Source organism: Carnobacterium sp. 17-4, from assembly GCF_000195575.1.
GTDB lineage: Bacteria > Bacillota > Bacilli > Lactobacillales > Carnobacteriaceae > Carnobacterium_B.
Window position 1 is genome coordinate 301,277 of record NC_015391.1, and the last position, 15,100, is coordinate 316,376.

Sequence of the window (15,100 nt, forward strand, 5' to 3'; positions counted from 1 at the left end):
GCGTGTGTTTGGTATAATAACAACGTTGACTAAGAGCATCTTAGTAAATAAAAAGATTTCCTTAAGGAGGAAAAGATATATGAGTCGTTTAGTTAGTATGACAGATATGTTAAATAAAGCATTAGAGGGTAAATATGCTGTAGGTCAATTCAACATCAACAACCTTGAATGGACACAAGCTGTATTGGAAGCTGCAGAAGCAGAAAAATCACCAGTTATTTTAGGTGTTTCTGAAGGAGCAGGTAAATACATGGGTGGCTCTAAAGTTGTAGCAGCAATGGTTGAAGCTTTGATGGAAACAATGAACATTACAGTCCCAGTTGCATTACACTTAGACCATGGTTCTTCTTTTGAAAATTGTAAATCTGCAATAGATGCTGGTTTTTCTTCTGTAATGATTGATAACTCTGCATTTGCAATTGATAAAAATATTGAAGAAACTAAAAAAGTTGTAGAATACGCTCATTCAAAAGGTGCATCAGTAGAAGCAGAAGTTGGAACTGTTGGTGGTACTGAAGATGGCGTTACTGGTGGAGTTAACTATGCAGACGCAGAAGAATGTCTACGTATGGTAACTGACGCTAAGATCGATGCTTTAGCTGCAGCTTTAGGATCAGTACATGGTGATTATGAAGGCGAACCTGTTCTAGGTTTTGACGAAATGAAAATCATCTCTGATTTAACTAAAACTCCTTTAGTATTACATGGCGGATCTGGAATTCCAGAATTCCAAATTAAAAAAGCTATTGAAAATGGACACTCTAAAATCAATGTAAATACTGAATTACAACAAGTTTGGACAAAAGCTGTACGTGAAAAATTAAACTCTGACTCTAAAGTTTACGATCCACGTAAAGTTATTGCGCCTGGTAAATCTGCAATCGTTGCAACAGTTAAAACTACAATGCAAAGATTTGGATCTTCTAACAAAGCTTAATTGAATAAACTAAAAAACCTTGCCATTTAGGCAAGGTTTTTTTAATTTTGTAAAAGATATAGTAATTGTAAGTTGTTTCAAGGTATAGTAAGATTAAAACAGCTTATTTTACATGAAAAAAGAGAGAGTCATCAAATCTTTTGCTGAAATGAAATCATCTGAGTACTACAAAAAAACAACTATTCAAACTAAATAGATAAGAGTGTACGATGGTTTTTAAGGTTTCTAAGATAAAACTAGTTTTAAGAAGAAATTGGAGGTATTACATGAAGAAATTAGTCATTAATGGTGGAAAGAAATTATCCGGCGAAGTAACCATCAATGGGGCAAAAAATAGTACGGTTGCTTTAATACCAGCAGCAATACTGGCAGATTCACCTGTTGTTTTAGAGGGTGTACCAGATATTCAAGATGTCCATTCATTAATTGATATTCTGAATGTGATGAATGTAGAAACAATTTTTGATGGCTCAACGCTTACAATTGACCCCACAAATATCGTTTCTATTCCTATGCCGAATGGAAAAATTAAAAGTTTGCGAGCATCTTATTATTTTATGGGTGCACTACTCACTAAATTTGGTAAAGGTGTTGTTGGATTGCCTGGTGGATGTTTTTTAGGACCTCGTCCTATAGATCAACATTTAAAAGGATTTCGTGCTTTAGGTGCTAGTGTAGAGAATGAGATGGGTGCTATGTATCTAAGAACCGATGAAACAGGATTGGTGGGTACAAGAATGTATCTAGATGTTGTATCAATCGGTGCGACCATCAATATTATGCTTGCTGCAGTAAAAGCAAAAGGAAAAACAATTATTGAAAATGCCGCGCGTGAGCCTGAAATAATTGATGTTGCAACACTATTAAATAATATGGGTGCTAAAGTAAGAGGCGCAGGTACCGATATCATTCGTATAGAGGGCGTTGATGAATTACACGGTTGTCGCCATACGATTATACCGGACCGGATAGAAGCAGGTACATATCTTGCGCTAGCAGGAGCTGTGGGTACGGATATTACGATTAAAAATGTTATTGTAGAACATCTGGAAGGGCTATTGGCTAAGATGGAAGAAATGGGTGTCCCAATGGAAATTGGAGAAGACAGCATTCGAATAAAAGAAGCTAAAAATTTAAAAGCTGTAAATGTCAAAACACTTCCTTACCCTGGATTCGCAACGGATTTACAACAACCTTTAACACCTCTTTTATTAAAAGCAACTGGCACTTCTTTAATTACAGACACAATCTACCCTAAACGCGTTAAGCACATCCCAGAGTTGATCCGTATGGGTGCAAAAGCCCGGGTTGAAAGTGATATGATTTTAATTGAGGGACCGAATCAACTGCAAGGTGTAGAAGTAGAAGCGAGTGATTTAAGAGCTGGAGCATGTCTTATAACAGCTGGATTAATGGCACAAGGGACTACAACAATTACTGGTGTTGAAAATATTTTACGTGGATATGATCAAATCGTAGAAAAATTAACGGCTTTAGGTGCAGATGTTCAAATGATTAAAGATGACAATAAATAGGAGTTAACTAATATGAGCGATTTAGTAACGTTAGTCGAGTTAGAAGGAAAGACATTAAAAGAAATTTACAATTATGCAAAAGAACTTAAAATTCCTTATTATAGCCAAATGAATAAAAAAGAATTAGCGTTAGCTGTTATACGTGCGCAAGAAGAAAAACAAGGCTTTTTTATTGTTGAAGGTGTATTGGACATTATGGAGCAACAAGATTTTGGTTTCTTGCGTCCCATCAATTACACACCAAGTAAAGAAGATATCTATATTTCTTCTTCTCAAATTAAACGCTTTGGGCTGAGAAACGGGGATAAGGTGTCAGGTAAAGCCAGACCACCAAAACCATCAGAGCGTTATTATGGTTTGATGCAAGTAAATTTTGTAAATGGAAAAAATCCAGAAGATGCGAAAGAACGTCCCCATTTTCCAGCATTAACGCCTCTTTATCCTGAAAAACAGATTTCTCTCGAAACAACGCAAACGAAAATTTCAAATCGAATGATTGATATTTTAGCTCCTGTAGGTTTTGGCCAGCGTGGATTGATTGTAGCTCCTCCAAAAGCCGGTAAGACAATTTTGTTAAAAGAAATTGCGAATGGTATTGCTGAAAATTATCCTGATGCTGAATTGATAATTTTGTTGATCGATGAACGTCCAGAAGAAGTGACGGATATCGAAAGAAGCGTTAAAGGTGAAGTTGTATCTTCAACATTTGATCAACAGCCACAAAACCATGTACGGGTAACGGAATTGGTTCTAGAAAGAGCGATGCGATTAGTAGAAGATAAACGAGACGTCATTATCCTAATGGACAGCATTACCCGATTAGCTCGCGCCTATAACTTAGTCCTTCCTCCAAGCGGGAGGACGTTAAGTGGGGGACTTGATCCAGCAGCTTTGTATCGACCTAAGCGATTCTTTGGAGCAGCGAGAAATATTGAAGAAGGTGGAAGCTTAACTATTTTAGCAACTGCCTTGATTGATACTGGAAGTCGAATGGATGATATGATCTACGAAGAATTTAAAGGTACAGGAAATTCTGAATTGCATTTATCAAGAGAACTTTCTGAACGACGTATTTTCCCAGCAATTGATATCAAAAAATCAAGTACTCGAAAAGAAGAACTCTTATTGGAAAATGATAAGTTAGAAGTGATTTGGAAGTTGCGTCACGCAATGATCGGAGATTCCTTAGATTTAACAGATCAGTTTATAAAAAAATTACAAAAATCAGAAAACAATCAACACTTTTTCGCTAATTTTACAGATAATACACTTACTCAAACGAAAAAAACAAGAAATTCTCATCGCTAAAAACTAATTAGGTTTAGGTGATATTACCAATAAAAAAGAATTGCCTTGCTAAGAGAAATATGCTATCATGCTAATGTTGTCTAAAGACAAAAAATCAACTCTGATTCAGCAGATGTATCAGGGCATAAGGAGAGATTTATATATGAAACAAGCAATTCACCCAGATTACAGACAAGTTGTGTTTATGGATACTACAACAGGTTATAAATTCTTATCAGGATCTACTAAAAATTCAAGCGAAACAGTTGAATGGGAAGACGGTTCTACTTACCCAATGATTCGTGTCGAAATTTCATCTGACTCACACCCATTCTATACAGGACGTCAAAAATTTACACAAGCAGACGGACGTGTGGACCGTTTCAACAAAAAATATGGTATTGCAGACGCAAACAAAAAAGAAGAAGAAGAAGCATAATAGCTATCTACTTTTGAAAGAGACCAGACATTTGTCTGGTCTCTTTTTTCGTGTGGTTAAAGGTAATTAACACGCTATTGGGCTATTGGTAATTGATAAAACAATTGTGCCTCCCCGTATTTAAGGGTCCTTTAATTTGTGCTAACAGATTACGTGCTTTTCAACGGCTATTTTGGTACGATGATAAAAAGAGAGACAGTCAAAATTATTTTTACTCTAATTGAAAGTTGACCATATTCAAGGCCAATGAAAATATTTAGATGCCTACAAGCAAGTTCAATGACAATTAAAAAACTAACTAGCCTGTTTAAGATCACTTAATTTGAAACTGATTCTTCATAACGTGCTAATTGTCACAACATTGTCTTAATAAAGCGGATACGGCAGTTATCTGTAATCAGATTATTACCTAATTGATACAGATAAGTTGCTGCGTAGATAGTACAATGTAAGGATAAAAAAATAAGGGGAGAATGTGTCGTGCCTTCAGAATTCACTTATATTCATTTAGATACTATTACAAATGCTGTTTTGAGTAAGGGTATCACGATGAATGAATACAAAGATGTCGTTAAGAAACCACCTAAAAATATTTTGCTGCTGAATGCCCCTCAAGGCGTTGGCGAATATGACTCCCACACTGGATTTCGTATGATTCGAGGGATAGCTAAAATCCAAGAATACTTCGATAAAAGTCAATATATAAGTGAAATTCCTTCCAAATGGATTGATTTCGACAGTGTTGAATTAATGAGACAAGTAACACCGGTTGAAATTGCGGAATTACTGTATATTGCTCACGCCCACACACATTTACATTCGCCTTTCTATTACAAGTTGCAAAATAATTTTATCTATTTAACATTGCCTAAAGGGATGACGAAAGTCTACCATCGACATTTAGAACAATTTTATAGTCTTTTATCGGTCAATATCACAAATAATTTAGAAAAAAAAATAAATGATAAGAGAAACCTGTTTACTTTTAAAAAAGCTAAAAAAATTACTCGTATACCAGTTTCTGAAATAAAAGACTTGTTACCTATGCTCAAAGAAGGTGTCTTTTTTTCATATAAACAGATAAGTATAACTCAAGAAGTTTATGAAATTCCAATCTACCTAGCCGAAGACCGGTTGAAGTTTGAAGGTAGAAATTTGGTTGATAAAGATCTGTTGGGAAGTATCTGCTTTGATGAGATAGATCAGAAATGGTTCTTTAAAAAAGAAACAATTGCACAACTATTTTAAGGGAAAGTCTTTTTAGTTAACTGGAGTCGCCTCGTATGTTGTGTGTTTTTTAACATATCGGTCGTATAGGTAGCTTGAAAGGCTTTTTTTGAATGGAGAAAAGTGAATTAGATTTAGACTAATTCTGAATAATTGTTTCTAACTTGAGGTGTGCTATTTTTCTATAAAAAAATATGGTACAATAATTTTTGAATTATAAAGACTAAGATAAAGATACCTAAGTAAATTCGGAGGATAACTAAATGAAAATCTTTCTAGTATATGGCGGAAAAAGTGCAGAGCATGATATTTCAATTCTAACTGCCTTTTCTATCATTAAAGAAGTATATTATGATTATTATGAAGTGGAACCTATATATATTACAAAAAGTGGCCAATGGGTTAAAGGTGCAATCGTTAAACAAGCCAATGAGGTTAAGGACTCAGATGCATTAAAATTAACCATTTCGGATAGTAGCAAATTTGCAACTGATGAAAATCAAAACTCAGAAGGTATCCTTGTTCAACCGTCTGATTTAAAAGAAGAAAATGCTGTTATTTTTCCAGTTCTACATGGACCTAATGGAGAAGATGGAACGGTTCAAGGGTTGTTTGAAGTTATTGGAATGCCTTATGTTGGAGCTGGTGTTCTAGCTAGTGCGTGTGGAATGGATAAAATCATTAGTAAGCAGCTCTTTCAACAAGCTGGTTTGCCACAAGTTCCCTATGTGCCTGTAAGGAAAGCTGAATGGTTAAACGATAAAGAGAGTGTTTTCAAACATTGTGAAGGCACATTATTTTACCCAATGTATATAAAGCCGGCAAACCTCGGATCTAGTGTTGGAATCAGCAAAGCTGAAAATAGAGATGAATTAATTGAAGCAATTGAATTAGCTCTGCGTTATGATCGAAGAGTCGTTGTTGAGCAAGGCATTGAAGCCAGAGAAATTGAAGTGGCTATTTTAGGAAATGATGATATTCATATCTCAGTTCCAGGAGAATTAGTGAAAACCGTTGATTTTTATGACTATGAATCGAAATATCTTAATAATGAGGTTGTATTGCAAATTCCCGCTTTAGTTCCAGAAGATGTTAACACACGTTTGCGTGAATATGCGGTGCGTGCTTTCCAAGCGCTTGATGGAAGCGGCTTGAGTCGTTGTGATTTCTTTTTAACAAGCAATGATGAACTATTTATTAATGAAGTAAACACAATGCCTGGTTTTACACAATTTAGTATGTACCCTAGTTTATGGAAAAATACTGGATTGAACTACGGTGATCTAGTTGAAGAGTTGATTCAGCTAGCCTTAAGAAGACATCGAGAACGTATGTCTTTTCAGAATGAAAACTAAGAATAAGAATAAATACTACTAGGAACAGAGGTTGGGCTATGTGCCTAGTCTCTGTTTCTTTCAGGAAGCATGGATGATGTACTGTTTTATTGAACTTGAAGGAGGGTAATGATGATTTCTTTAACCGTGAAAGAAATTGCAATGGCAGTTGGAGCAATAAATGATACAAGTAAATGGTCTGATCGAGAAATAACATCCGTTAATTTTGATACTCGAAAATTAGTTAAAGACTCATTGTTTGTACCGTTATTAGGAAATAATGATGGACATAATTTTATTTTAAAAGCTGTTGAAAATGGAGCAGCCGTTTCTTTATGGAGCAAACCTTTAAAAGACTTGCCGCTTGAACTGGAAAATGAGTTTCCTATCGTTCAAGTAAACGATACATTGAAAGCGTTGCAGGATCTAGCTAAATTTTATTTAACTAAAGTAAATCCTAAAGTTGTTGGTATTACTGGAAGTAACGGAAAAACGACTACGAAAGATATGGCGGACGCTGTTTTATCTAGTCAATACCGGGTGCATAAAACACAAGGGAATTTTAATAACCATATTGGACTTCCGATAACGATTCTTGAGATGCCTATTGAGACTGAAGTTGTTATTTTAGAAATGGGAATGAGTCGTGCTGGAGAAATTAAAGTGTTATCAGATTTAGCTAAGCCGGATGTTGCTATTATAACTATGATTGGGGAATCCCATATTGAGTTTTTCGGATCAAGAGCTGGGATTGCGGATGCAAAAATGGAAATTTGTTCAGGGTTAAAAGAAAACGGTGTACTGATTTATCCTGGTGAAGAACCATTATTACAAGAAAGAGTAGCGGTTTTAAAGGGCTCACAATTGAAGACCTTTGGAACATCTCCTGAAAATGACTTGTATCCACTAAATATAGATGCTCAAATGAACCAAACGAGTTTTGTAACCAATGAAAGGCCTGATTTAGTGGTAAGTTTACCTGTTTTAGGAACCTATAACGTGAACAATGCGTTAGCTGCTTTAATGGCAGGGATGACTTTAGGTATCTCGATTGAGAAATCTGCTCCAAAACTAGCCCAATTTCAGTTAACTAAAAACAGAACAGAATGGCTAAAAGGGATAAATGAGAGCAGTATTTTAAATGATGCTTATAATGCGAATCCTACTGCTATGAAAGCTGTCTTGGATAATTTTAGTACATTTACAAATACAGGTAAAAAAATAGTTGTTTTAGGAGATATGTTGGAGTTAGGAGAACAGTCTACTCAGCTGCATCTAAGTGTTAAAGATTCGCTTGATCCAACCCAAATTGAAAAAGTGGTTCTTTATGGCGAGCAGATGAATGTATTATATGAAGTTTTAAAAGGGAAATTCGATGAAGAAAACCTTTCTTATTTTACTGGAGCTAAGGAACCGTTGATTCAATTTGTGAAAAAACAAATTGAACATGGAGATTATATTTTGTTAAAATCAAGTTTGGGAACTGATTTGCTTTCAGTTGTAAGAGCACTTCAAGTAATAAGATGAAAATATGTCTAAAGACTGAGTGATTAATAGAGGAAATTTGTTATACTGTTACTAAAGAATGAGTTAAGGGGATGGATAATATGAACACACCAAGAAAAGAAGTGTCCAATCAATCAATCAATACTGCTGGCTTGTCAAAGTTTTTTGCGTCAATCTATAGTTACATGGCAGTAGGATTAACGATCACAGGAATAACAGCTTTTTATGCATCTCAAAGTGCTTTTATTTTGAATTTGGTTTTTGGGACGCGCTTCGGATTTTTAGCCTTTTTTATCGCTGAAATTGCATTAGTAATGAAATTATCTGCAAATGGAGCTAAACTAAAATCAGCAGGTGCTTCGATTGTTGGATTTATTGCGTTTGCGATTATTAATGGAATCATACTTTCATCTATCTTTCTAATGTATGATTTAGGCAGTATTGGTGCAGCGTTCATTTCTACAGCAGCATCATTTGCAGGTATGAGTTTAGTAGGCTTTACAACTAAAAAGGATTTAACTTCTTTAGGTGGACAATTAAGAGGGGCCTTGATCGGTTTGATTATAGCTATGCTAGTGAATGGATTCTTCCTTCAAAGTGGACCGGCCGATATGGTTCTATCTTTTATCACAGTCGTAATTTTTATTGGTTTTACAGCATATGATACTCAAAAATTAAAAGAACTTTATGTGCATCATTCAGGAGAAGAAAATTTAGGGGCACTAGCTATCAGTGGAGCATTAAGTTTATACCTAGATTTTATTAATATTTTTCTTGGCTTGTTGCGCATCTTTGGTGGCGGAAGAGATTAATCAATTTTTAGCGACCGAATTAAAAGTGAATACACAAAAAAACTAAAAGCAGCGTGTGCAAACACAGCTTTTAGTTTTTTTTGAAAAGGGATTATGTCAGTTGGATGAGCGAGGAAGATTGAAAACGCAAACTAAAATAGGTGAATTCACAGATTGAAAAGAAAAGTGAAAAAGGAAACGTGTTCATTGAAACAAAAGACCAAATCAATTGATAAACTAAAATATACATGATAGAATGGTTTAGATTGAAGAATATTCTTTAATAAAAAAATGAAGCCATCGAGGGTTTTGTGAAACTAGATAAGCAGATAAACTTGGAAAATATTTCAAGTTTTTTATATGAAATGAGAAACTTGGTGTACATTCAACCGAACGAACATCGAGTTTTTATATGGAGTTACAGCAACAGGTGCATTGATTAAACTAATGAAGGTGCCTGTATTTCGCAAAAATCTCTCTTTAAGGTTTTAAAATTGGGAGGAAATATATTGAAATTTACAGAATTAGGTTTAGCACCTGAGTTATTAAAATCAGTAGAACGTTTAGGATTTGAGGAAGCAACTCCAATCCAAGCACAAACTATTCCACTGGCACTTGAAGGAAAAGACGTTATTGGGCAAGCACAAACAGGAACTGGTAAAACGGCTGCGTTTGGTTTACCGATGTTACAAAAAATTGATGTAAATAACCGTAATGTACAAGGATTAGTTATTGCACCTACTCGTGAATTAGCTATCCAAACACAAGAAGAATTATTCCGTTTGAGTCGCGATAAAAAAATTCGTGTTCAAGTTGTTTATGGTGGAGCTGACATCAGTCGCCAAATTCGTGCTTTAAAAGACGCGCCACACATTGTTGTTGGTACACCAGGTCGTTTATTAGATCATATCAAACGTAAAACATTGAAATTAGGACATGTTGAAACTTTAGTATTGGACGAAGCGGATGAAATGTTGAACATGGGATTCATTGATGACATTGAAACAATCATTCATGAAGTTCCAGCTGAACGTCAAACTTTATTATTCTCTGCTACAATGCCACCTGCTATCAAACGCATTGGTGTACGTTTCATGAGTAACCCTGAACACGTTCAAATCAAAGCGACAACAATGTCTGATAGTTTGATTGAACAATTTTTCGTACGTTGTAAAGACTTCGAAAAATTCGATATCATGACTCGTTTATTTGATGTTCAAACACCAGAATTAACGATCATTTTTGGTCGTACAAAACGTCGCGTAGACGAATTAGCTCGTGGATTAGAAGCTCGCGGATACCGTGCAGAAGGAATCCATGGAGACCTTTCTCAACAAAAACGTATGAGTGTTTTGAAATCATTTAAAACTGGTAAATTAGATATCTTAGTAGCAACCGATGTAGCTGCTCGTGGATTAGATATTTCCGGAGTAACACACGTATACAACTATGATATTCCTCAAGATCCAGAAAGTTATGTTCACCGTATTGGACGTACTGGTCGTGCAGGAAAAGAGGGTGTTTCTGTAACATTTATTACACCTAATGAAATGGGCTACTTGCGTGTTATTGAAGATTTAACTAAAAAAACAATGACTCCATTGCGTCCACCAACAAATGCTGAAGCTTTTGAAGGTCAAATTAAAGCATCAATTGATGAAGTAGGTTCTATCATTGACGCTAATGGTTTAGACCGTTACGAAAAAGCTGCTGCACAATTGTTGGAAACTTATACAGCTGAAGATCTGGCTGCTGCATTCCTTAAGAGTGTGACAAAAGATGCTGATGAAGTACCAGTTAAAATTACTCCAGAACGTCCATTACCTGGCCGTAAAGGCGGAAGTCATGGTGGCGGAAGCAACCGTGGTGGAAGTGCAAGTAAAGGCGGATACCGTGGCGGAAGCAGCCGTAGTGGCAAACCTTCTGAACGTCGTGGTGGCGGAAGTGGAACAGGAACTGGCGGAAGCGGAAAATGGAATAAAGATTCAAGTCGTGCTGGAAGCGACAGCCGTCGTAAAGACAGCCGTGGCAAATCTACTGATAACCGTCGTAAAGCTGGCGGAGAACGTAAATTTACTATTCGCGATAAAGACTAAAAATGTAAGTGGAAAAGGTTGGGACATTGTCTCAATCTTTTTTTGTATGGTTGAGTAGTTATTAAATATGAGTGGAAAAAAACTAAATGAAATCATTTTTCTTATAATTTAGAAGTGACATAAGAACGATTATTTGATAAAATTAGCGTAATATTATAGAATTCAGTTTACAGTACTAAAGAAATAGCTTAGTGTAAATGAGGTGTAAAGTGATAATAGGGATTGGTTTGGATATAACAGAGATTGTGCGTATAGAAGAAGCGTATTTGAAAAGAGAAACTTTTTCCAAGCGTGTGTTGACCCCAATGGAATGGGAAATGTTTTCTGATTTAACAGGCACTCGTAAAATTGAGTTTTTAGCTGGTAGATATGCAGCGAAAGAGGCTTTCTCAAAAGCGATGGGAACCGGAATCGGAAAATTGGGTTTTCAAGATATTGAGATTTTACCCGATCGTTATGGGAAACCAGTTGTTGAAAGGTCTCCTTTTAATGGGCAGGTGTTTTTGTCTATTACGCATACGGATACCATTGCGGCAGCACAAGTGATTTTAGAAAAATAGAAAAGGAGAATAATGAAGTAACTAGTATTTGAAAACTAAACATACATACGTGTCAGTTTACTGTTTTGCAAAAACTAATTGGAATTATTCCAATTAATTTTTGCGAAACGGCTCAGCTAACGCTTTAAAATACTTAAAGAAAAGGTCAAATTTGTCTATAAAATGTAACTTGGTTTTAAATCTTGTCTAGAGTTTCAATGCTTTTCAATTCGTGTTACCATGTTCTTGAAGCGAATCCTTTTTATGGGGTATGAAAAGGTAATCTTTTTAGGGGGTATGGGGTAATGGATGAGAATGAAAACATAATGAAAGTTAATTTAGCACCGGGAATTTACAGAGAAGTTAAAGAATATTGTGCAATTGCAAATATTGATGAAAATGATTTTGTTAGTTCGGTAGTAAATTGTTTTTTAGATGAAAATTTGATAATCTATGATACCATGCGTAAAGGATATGCAGAGATGTCTCGTATCAATCTTGATATTTGTGATGAATTTGAAGTTTGTGAAAAAGAGGTCGGTGCCCAATTCTAACCAGGTGTTATAAGGAGGAAAATACCTATGGTAAGACGGGGAGAGATTTATTACGCTGATTTATCGCCAGTTATAGGTTCGGAGCAAGGTGGAATGCGTCCGGTTTTGATTATTCAAAATAATGTAGGCAACCACTACAGTCCAACCGTTATTATTGCAGCAATAACAGCGAAAATCCAAAAGGCTAAAATGCCTACCCATGTTGAAATCTCGGCAGAAGAGTATAATCTTGAAAAAAATTCCGTTGTCTTGTTAGAACAAATAAGAACCATTGATAAACAACGTTTACGGGAAAAAGTAACTCAATTAGATTTTAAAATGATGAAAAAAATAGATGAAGCTCTTGAGATAAGTGTTGGATTATCAAGACAGGTCTAATAAAAATTGTACCTAGCTTTTAGCGTTCGTTCATTTACGAATGCTTTTTTTGTTTGTGTACTTAAACGAAATTGAATAAATTAGAGTAAAATGGTATGCTATAAAAGTTGCAAAACGTGGTTCGTTGACCATCCCACGAAAAAAAACTAGGAGGAAGTGGAAAGAATGAAAATAAAAGGTTTGGTAATAAATGCTGTAGTTGCAGCTTTATATGTGGCAATCACTTCGGCATTTGCGTTTATGTCTTTTGGAGCAATTCAATTTCGAGTAGCCGAAATGTTGAATCATTTAGCTGTATTTAATAAAAAATATATTATAGGAATAGTTGGTGGAGTGTTCATTTCCAACCTGTTCTTCTCGACTATGGTTGTCTATGACGTAGTGTTTGGTGTTGCGCACACGCTTTTGTCGTTACTTATAATGAGTGGGATAACAAGAAGGATAACAAATGATTGGGTGAAAATGAGTGTCAATACGGTAGTGTTCACTATCGGTTCAGCCTTGATTGCGTGGGAATTGTATCTAGCGTTGCAATTGCCGTTCTGGTTTAGTTACTTAACTGTTGCGATTGGTGAATTTGTTGTTATGGGAATTGGTATGCCAATCATGATGTATATCGATAAAAAAATTCATTTTAGTAAACGAATAGAAGAATAGAAAAAAAGCTAAATGCATCAGCATTTAGCTTTTTTAGATAGTAATAAATTAACCAACGTTTTTTAAATCTTCTACTTCAACTACACGAAATCCTTTTTTGCTTAGAGCGGCAGTTAATTCCTTCAGAGTATCTTTTGTCATGCCAGATTCTAAAGTGATCATTGTGCGGCGAACTAAATCATCTTGCTCAACATCTAGTGTAATACAACTTGAAATTGAACAAAAACGGCTAATGATTTTTGCCATGTTTGCTAAATCGCCTTTTTGACCAGTAGAAGCTATTGTTAAAACGTAACTACCTGTGTTCACATTCCAAGATTGTTGCAACATATTTAACAACGAACTATGAGTTAAAATGCCATAAAATCGATTATCTTCGTCCAATACAGAAATGTATGGCAATTCTTTGATTGAGAAAAATACTTTGAAAAAAGATGCGTCAATAGAAATGAACTTAGTAGCATTTTTTAATAAATGTGTTACTGGTAAGTTCATATCTCCACCATTAGCTTTGTGACGGTAAATATGCATTTTGTAGATATTTCCTCTAAATATTGTTCCGGTTTCATCTAGAATAGGTATGCAGCGAAATCCGGACTTTTCAAGTATGTCAATTGCTTCTTGAAGGGTAACCGTTTCGCTTACAGTAGTAAGTTTGTTCTTAGGAATACAAAGAGATTTTATAAGCATTTCGTATCCTCCTTTAAGGATTGGGATTGATTTATTTAATTTGATAATAACATATAGCGCTTAAGGTATCCAATGCTTTTGAAAACGGATGAAAATTTATTTAATGATAAAGCAGTTAAGCATTAACAATATTAACTTGTCTGAAAGTATTTGGCATTCTATAATAAAAAGCAAATAGAAATTAAAATAATGACTGATAAAATTAGAAATGTGAGGGAAATACAGTGAGAAATGAAATGATGTACAGACCAGTTGTGGATAAAGAAGTAGTAGAATTTCTTAGAAACGAACAAAAGCCACTTGACGGAAGTCTTGGTGAGATTGAAAGACAAGCGAATAAAGATGGTGTGCCAATCATACCGCATGAAACAGTAGTGTTTTTGAACTTACTGCTAGGGCAGATAAAGCCAAAACAAATTTTAGAAATTGGAGCAGCAATCGGCTTCTCGTCGAGTTTGATGGCGCAACATGTTGGGGACCAAGGTCACGTTACAACTATTGATCGTTTTGACGTCATGATTAAAAAAGCGAGAAAAAATTATGAAGCTTTGGGATTAACGGATAAAGTTACTTTGTTGGAAGGGCAAGCAGCAGATATTCTTTCTACGCTAGAAGGACCGTATGATTTTATTTTTATGGATAGTGCGAAATCTAAGTATTATGATTTTTTCCCAGATTGTATGCGATTGTTGAAAAAAGGTGGAATGTTAATTGTTGATGATGTTTTACAAGGTGGAACAATTCTTACTCCGAAAGAAGAGATACCTAAGAATAGAAGAACAATACACCGCAAGTTAAATGCATTTTTAGATGTAGTTATGCATCATCCATCATTAGAATCAAGTATCGTCCCATTAGGCGATGGTTTGTTAATGGTAGTAAAACAAGATGATACTGATTTTTCTTATATGATAGAAGAGAAGGTTTAAGCATGAAGCGCATTTCAGTGAAAATACCACGATGTATATTTTTTGCTGAAATGTTTGTAAAGTTAATAAAAGAATTAGGTATTTAGTATTGACGAAAAAGAAAAATCTTGGTATAGTAGAACACGTTGTTGCGATAGCGATAGCAAGAAAAAAGAATGAAAAGTAATTCTTGACAAATGTAATACTAAGATGGTATTATAC

Annotated in this window: 15 protein-coding genes and 1 riboswitch; of the genes, 14 read left to right on the forward strand and 1 reads right to left on the reverse strand. The window is 35.1% G+C overall.

Annotated features, from left to right (window positions below):
• Positions 1-79 precede the first annotated feature (79 nt).
• The 13 genes from fba (at position 80) to CAR_RS01580 (ending at position 13,280) form a co-directional block, all read left to right on the forward strand.
• Entirely contained in the window at positions 80-937 is an 858-nt protein-coding gene (gene fba / locus CAR_RS01520; protein WP_013709974.1) for a class II fructose-1,6-bisphosphate aldolase, read from the forward strand.
• A 266-nt stretch (positions 938-1,203) separates the two neighbouring features.
• The gene (locus CAR_RS01525; RefSeq protein WP_013709975.1) at positions 1,204-2,472 is read left to right on the forward strand and encodes a UDP-N-acetylglucosamine 1-carboxyvinyltransferase; all 1,269 of its coding nucleotides are present in this window, start codon (positions 1,204-1,206) and stop codon (positions 2,470-2,472) included.
• 12 nt (positions 2,473-2,484) lie between these two features.
• On the forward strand, positions 2,485-3,780 hold the full coding sequence (gene rho, locus CAR_RS01530; protein ID WP_013709976.1) for a transcription termination factor Rho: 1,296 nt from the start codon (positions 2,485-2,487) through the stop codon (positions 3,778-3,780).
• A gap of 142 nt (positions 3,781-3,922) precedes the next feature.
• Entirely contained in the window at positions 3,923-4,198 is a 276-nt protein-coding gene (locus CAR_RS01535) for a type B 50S ribosomal protein L31 (RefSeq protein ID WP_013709977.1), read from the forward strand.
• Between the two features lie 480 nt (positions 4,199-4,678).
• Complete coding sequence (locus tag CAR_RS01540) at positions 4,679-5,446, forward strand: hypothetical protein (protein ID WP_013709978.1); 768 nt, start codon at positions 4,679-4,681, stop codon at positions 5,444-5,446.
• A 242-nt stretch (positions 5,447-5,688) separates the two neighbouring features.
• On the forward strand, positions 5,689-6,780 hold the full coding sequence (locus tag CAR_RS01545) for a D-alanine--D-alanine ligase (RefSeq protein WP_013709979.1): 1,092 nt from the start codon (positions 5,689-5,691) through the stop codon (positions 6,778-6,780).
• 111 nt (positions 6,781-6,891) lie between these two features.
• Positions 6,892-8,286: a UDP-N-acetylmuramoyl-tripeptide--D-alanyl-D-alanine ligase gene (locus CAR_RS01550; RefSeq protein WP_041556069.1), complete on the forward strand. Its 1,395-nt coding sequence runs from the start codon at positions 6,892-6,894 to the stop codon at positions 8,284-8,286.
• Positions 8,287-8,366: 80 nt separating this feature from the next.
• On the forward strand, positions 8,367-9,077 hold the full coding sequence (locus tag CAR_RS01555; RefSeq protein ID WP_041556070.1) for a Bax inhibitor-1/YccA family protein: 711 nt from the start codon (positions 8,367-8,369) through the stop codon (positions 9,075-9,077).
• Positions 9,078-9,565: 488 nt separating this feature from the next.
• Positions 9,566-11,152: a DEAD/DEAH box helicase gene (locus CAR_RS01560; protein WP_041556071.1), complete on the forward strand. Its 1,587-nt coding sequence runs from the start codon at positions 9,566-9,568 to the stop codon at positions 11,150-11,152.
• Between the two features lie 209 nt (positions 11,153-11,361).
• Entirely contained in the window at positions 11,362-11,712 is a 351-nt protein-coding gene (gene acpS / locus CAR_RS01565) for a holo-ACP synthase (RefSeq protein ID WP_013709983.1), read from the forward strand.
• A gap of 284 nt (positions 11,713-11,996) precedes the next feature.
• A complete protein-coding gene (locus CAR_RS01570) occupies positions 11,997-12,245 on the forward strand; it encodes a hypothetical protein (RefSeq protein ID WP_013709984.1) in 249 nt (82 codons plus the stop codon).
• Positions 12,246-12,272: 27 nt separating this feature from the next.
• Positions 12,273-12,623 carry a type II toxin-antitoxin system PemK/MazF family toxin gene (locus CAR_RS01575; protein ID WP_013709985.1) on the forward strand — a complete coding sequence of 117 codons (351 nt, stop codon included), beginning with the start codon at positions 12,273-12,275 and terminating at the stop codon, positions 12,621-12,623.
• 110 nt (positions 12,624-12,733) lie between these two features.
• Positions 12,734-12,779: riboswitch (PreQ1 riboswitch) on the forward strand.
• A gap of 9 nt (positions 12,780-12,788) precedes the next feature.
• Positions 12,789-13,280: a QueT transporter family protein gene (locus tag CAR_RS01580; protein ID WP_041556072.1), complete on the forward strand. Its 492-nt coding sequence runs from the start codon at positions 12,789-12,791 to the stop codon at positions 13,278-13,280.
• A 48-nt stretch (positions 13,281-13,328) separates the two neighbouring features.
• Here CAR_RS01580 and cbpA read toward each other — a convergent pair whose 3' ends face one another.
• A complete protein-coding gene (gene cbpA / locus CAR_RS01585) occupies positions 13,329-13,970 on the reverse strand; it encodes a cyclic di-AMP binding protein CbpA (RefSeq protein WP_013709987.1) in 642 nt (213 codons plus the stop codon).
• Between the two features lie 224 nt (positions 13,971-14,194).
• On the opposite strand from cbpA, the gene CAR_RS01590 reads away from it, so the two are divergent.
• Positions 14,195-14,899 (forward strand): O-methyltransferase, encoded by a 705-nt coding sequence (locus tag CAR_RS01590; protein ID WP_013709988.1) that lies wholly within the window; start codon positions 14,195-14,197, stop codon positions 14,897-14,899.
• Positions 14,900-15,100: the final 201 nt, after the last annotated feature.

Coding starts and splice junctions, on each gene's coding strand:
- fba (WP_013709974.1), top strand. CDS start 80: ATGAGTCGTTTAGTTAGTATGACAGATATGTTAAATAAAGCATTAGAG.
- CAR_RS01525 (WP_013709975.1), top strand. CDS start 1,204: ATGAAGAAATTAGTCATTAATGGTGGAAAGAAATTATCCGGCGAAGTA.
- rho (WP_013709976.1), top strand. CDS start 2,485: ATGAGCGATTTAGTAACGTTAGTCGAGTTAGAAGGAAAGACATTAAAA.
- CAR_RS01535 (WP_013709977.1), top strand. CDS start 3,923: ATGAAACAAGCAATTCACCCAGATTACAGACAAGTTGTGTTTATGGAT.
- CAR_RS01545 (WP_013709979.1), top strand. CDS start 5,689: ATGAAAATCTTTCTAGTATATGGCGGAAAAAGTGCAGAGCATGATATT.
- CAR_RS01550 (WP_041556069.1), top strand. CDS start 6,892: ATGATTTCTTTAACCGTGAAAGAAATTGCAATGGCAGTTGGAGCAATA.
- CAR_RS01555 (WP_041556070.1), top strand. CDS start 8,367: ATGAACACACCAAGAAAAGAAGTGTCCAATCAATCAATCAATACTGCT.
- CAR_RS01570 (WP_013709984.1), top strand. CDS start 11,997: ATGGATGAGAATGAAAACATAATGAAAGTTAATTTAGCACCGGGAATT.
- CAR_RS01575 (WP_013709985.1), top strand. CDS start 12,273: ATGGTAAGACGGGGAGAGATTTATTACGCTGATTTATCGCCAGTTATA.
- CAR_RS01580 (WP_041556072.1), top strand. CDS start 12,789: ATGAAAATAAAAGGTTTGGTAATAAATGCTGTAGTTGCAGCTTTATAT.
- cbpA (WP_013709987.1), bottom strand. CDS start 13,970: ATGCTTATAAAATCTCTTTGTATTCCTAAGAACAAACTTACTACTGTA.